The 3,214-nt window shown below is 44.9% G+C and carries 4 protein-coding genes; 3 read left to right on the plus strand and 1 reads right to left on the minus strand.

Annotated elements, in window-relative coordinates; translation table 11 throughout:
* From POTG_RS21345 to POTG_RS21355, 3 genes are all read left to right on the plus strand, one after another.
* A partial coding sequence (locus POTG_RS21345; RefSeq protein ID WP_036646589.1) for a class I SAM-dependent methyltransferase occupies window positions 1-540 on the plus strand: 540 nt, incomplete at its 5' end.
* 228 nt (window positions 541-768) lie between these two features.
* The gene (locus POTG_RS21350; RefSeq protein WP_009226927.1) at window positions 769-1,221 is read left to right on the plus strand and encodes an NUDIX hydrolase; all 453 of its coding nucleotides are present in this window, start codon (window positions 769-771) and stop codon (window positions 1,219-1,221) included.
* Between the two features lie 233 nt (window positions 1,222-1,454).
* Window positions 1,455-1,673 carry a hypothetical protein gene (locus POTG_RS21355; RefSeq protein WP_009226928.1) on the plus strand — a complete coding sequence of 73 codons (219 nt, stop codon included), beginning with the start codon at window positions 1,455-1,457 and terminating at the stop codon, window positions 1,671-1,673.
* Window positions 1,674-1,791: 118 nt separating this feature from the next.
* Here the strand turns inward: POTG_RS21355 and POTG_RS21360 are convergent, their stop codons facing one another.
* Complete coding sequence (locus tag POTG_RS21360; protein WP_009226929.1) at window positions 1,792-3,093, minus strand: IS1380 family transposase; 1,302 nt, start codon at window positions 3,091-3,093, stop codon at window positions 1,792-1,794.
* Window positions 3,094-3,214 lie beyond the last annotated feature (121 nt).

Consider the following 3,214-nt stretch of genomic DNA (forward strand, 5'->3'; position numbering starts at 1 on the left):
GGATCTGGAATTGGTAGGAATAGTATCCCCATAGCAGAATCATTAAAGACCAGAATGGGGAAAGTAGTTTGCGTTGATTTATTGGAATCAGCGATAGATAAATTGAAAAGCTATAGTAACAAATTTGGGGTTGAACAATATATTGTTACAAGATTATCAGATATTGAACAGTTCAGAATCGAACAAGACGAGTATGACATGATTATTTCTGTATCTGCCTTGGAACATGTTAGTTCGGAAAGGGCATTGGAAATAAAGCTTAAAGAAATGACTCTTGGAACCAAAACGAATGGATCCAACTGTATAATTATTGGATCGAACATAAAGGAAGTAAACCTTGATAATGGACAAGAATTAGATCCAATGTTTGAAGTGAATATATCTACTGAACGAATGATGGAATTATTGGATCATCAATATTCTGGTTGGGAAATCAAAAAACGATTTGTAAAACAATTAGAATATGAGATTGACAGAAATGGAGAACCCGTAAAACTGACAACGGATTGTATAACCTATGTTGCAAAGAAAATAGTGTAAGTAATTCAAAGAGGGCCTGCAAGCATCATCTAACAATGTGTTCACGCATCGGCGGACAAGCCGCCTCGGTCCCGGAAGATAAGTCGGGGAAGTAATTGCCGGGACACATCCATTCACCTAACCGCATCGCGGCCGGTCACTTCGTGACCTTAAGGTGGTGGGGCGTCGTGAATACAAGGAACGTTATATGACATCACAGACAAATGAATATTAGAAAGAGGAATCAAGATGGGATATATTTCAGAACTCCGGAAATTGGTCGGTACTCGACCTTTAATTTTGACTGGTGTGACGGTTATCGTATTGAACGAAGAAAAGAATATACTGCTTCAAAGAAGAACGGATACAGGAGATTGGGGAGTTATTGGAGGAGCCTTAGAATTAGCTGAAACTTTTGAAGAAGCAGGACATAGAGAATTATATGAAGAAGCTGGACTCAATGCAGAAGAACTGAAATTTATAACGGTCTTATCTGGAAGTGATATGTACTATCAATATCCTCATGGCGATGAAGTTTATAATGCAATCATAGTATACGAAGCCCACAAGGTATCCGGGATTCCAGCAATTAATGATAATGAAGGACTTGAATTGAGGTATTTTAGTTTAAAAGAGCCAATAAATGAATTGAATTCAATGACCTATAAGATCTTAAAGAAGTCAGGATATATTCATTGGTAGTTAATCGAAGAAGTCTGTGACGTCATATAACATCATATTCACGCTGCGGGCCTGCCGGCCCTTGGTTCGCCCGATGAGGAAGAAGCTGTGAGCGGATTCAGGCGAACAACCCTGCGAACCTAACCGCGTCGCGGCCGGCAGCTAAAGCTGCCTTAAGGTTCTCGGGTTCGTGAATACGAGAACGTTAGATGAAATACCTGTAAAGAGCGATCAAACCTAGGAGGTCAGTTCGTATGAAGATCGGTTTTGTCCTCTTCAATGGAATCACATTTCTTGATTTTATTGGATTTTATGATGTTATCTATCGGTTGAACTTATTTGAAGAAAAAGGGACCACATGGGATATCTGTGGCCTATCTGAAGAAATATCTGATGAGTTAGGATTAACAATTAAACCTGAATTTCGAAAGTGCATAAGATCAATGCAAGATGCTAAAGCAATGGCGACTTAAGAAGTGAAAAGGTGGGAGTTTCCCATGTTTTAGTGGAGACGGAAGCTTGCGGCAGATGGTCTTTCCCCCTCCCCAATGAAGAGGCAGTCCTGATTTCCATGTAAAATTTTGCTTATCATTATTCTAACTGCGCCACTCGAACCTCGATTCGTTTCCAGACATAACGGCTGGGAAAGTCCCTCGCAAGCTTGAGTAGGATAGAGCGACCATGCCGAATGAGCGTTGCGGCGCAATAAAAGAATTCCAGACGGAACCGGGCAATCGTATAGCCTTGATGGACTGGCTCACAGCAGTCACGTTTGAAGCGCTCGAACAAATTGTAGGCCAGCAGCTTGATCAGCAGATCCAGACCATTGGCTTTGAAATCACCTGTCGCAATGCGATCGATGGAAAACCCGTTCTTGGCTTCCTTAATGTAATTTTCCATGCAGCAGCGCTGATTGTAGAATCGCCACAAATCGATCGGTTCCCATTCCAGATTAGTCACCATGGCTTCGTACTGCCAGTCCGAATCGAATACAATGCGGCCTTGGCCCTCCTCGAACACTTGCGCCTTACGGATGATCGCTACACGACGCGCCTTGTTCCAGGAGGTCGCTTGGTAGATCAAGCAAATACCTTCGATGATCCACTCTTCGTCGACATATCGCGTCCAGTAACGACAAGCCCCAACTTCCTTGGCCAGCCGCTGGGTCCATTTCAGCTTGCCGACATAGCCGATGTGGTGCTGCTCCCACAAGCTGTAAAAATCTTCACCGCCAAAGCCTTTGTCGAACCTTGCGTACTTCACTTTGTGTTCGTCGAGCAGTCTAAAGGTTTGCCGCAGGAAGTCGGCCGCATCGGTGGAAGAGTGCGTATTGCCCGGTCGAAGCACGGCGTTCAAGTTTAGTCGGCTCTGGCCTTCAAAGGCAAGCAGGGGATGATAGCTCTTACGCCCGGGCTTGTGTGGATTTGTGCCTTTGGCCGCGCCGGACTGATCGCCATACACGGTCTCTACCGTGGAATCCAGATCGAGAATCAGCTCAGGTGGCAAGCAGGGTCGAATGATCTCTTGATTCAGCCTCCGCAGTTCGTTAACCAGAGAGGGACAGAAACGACCAAGCCGGATCAATTCCTTGTACAACAGACTGTGATGCGGGCAGCGGCCGCCGAGAAAGCGCCTCAGCAGCACGTCGCTTTGCAAACGACGGAAATGAAAAATCCGTTCGCAGCCAAGCATCCAGCCAACGATGAGATAGAGCAGAATACGGTAAACGGGGAAGAGGGAGTTGCGCGCTTTGCCGCCGGAGAGGCTGCACATCGCCTCCGGCAGTTTGATTTTTTCGAGAAAGGCCAGGAAGATTTTGATGCCGCCGCAGCTCGTTGCGTTTTGTAGTGAAAATTCTGTTTTAATTTTGCTGATCGTTGTGGTAGACTTCACCTATAAGGTGCTCCTCTCTTTGGGTGTAGTGTTCCAAGTAAACACCATTCTACCAAAGATTCGGAGCCCTTTTCATATTTTCAAGAAGCGATACTTTCGAAATTCAGGTTAAAGTAAACAA

It is taken from the genome of Paenibacillus sp. oral taxon 786 str. D14, from assembly GCF_000159955.1.
GTDB classification, from domain to species: Bacteria; Bacillota; Bacilli; order Paenibacillales; family Paenibacillaceae; genus Fontibacillus; species Fontibacillus phoenicis.

What these genes read in the sequence shown, in the direction of transcription:
- POTG_RS21350 (WP_009226927.1), top strand. Translation starts at nt 769, where the DNA reads ATGGGATATATTTCAGAACTCCGGAAATTGGTCGGTACTCGACCTTTA.
- POTG_RS21355 (WP_009226928.1), top strand. Translation starts at nt 1,455, where the DNA reads ATGAAGATCGGTTTTGTCCTCTTCAATGGAATCACATTTCTTGATTTT.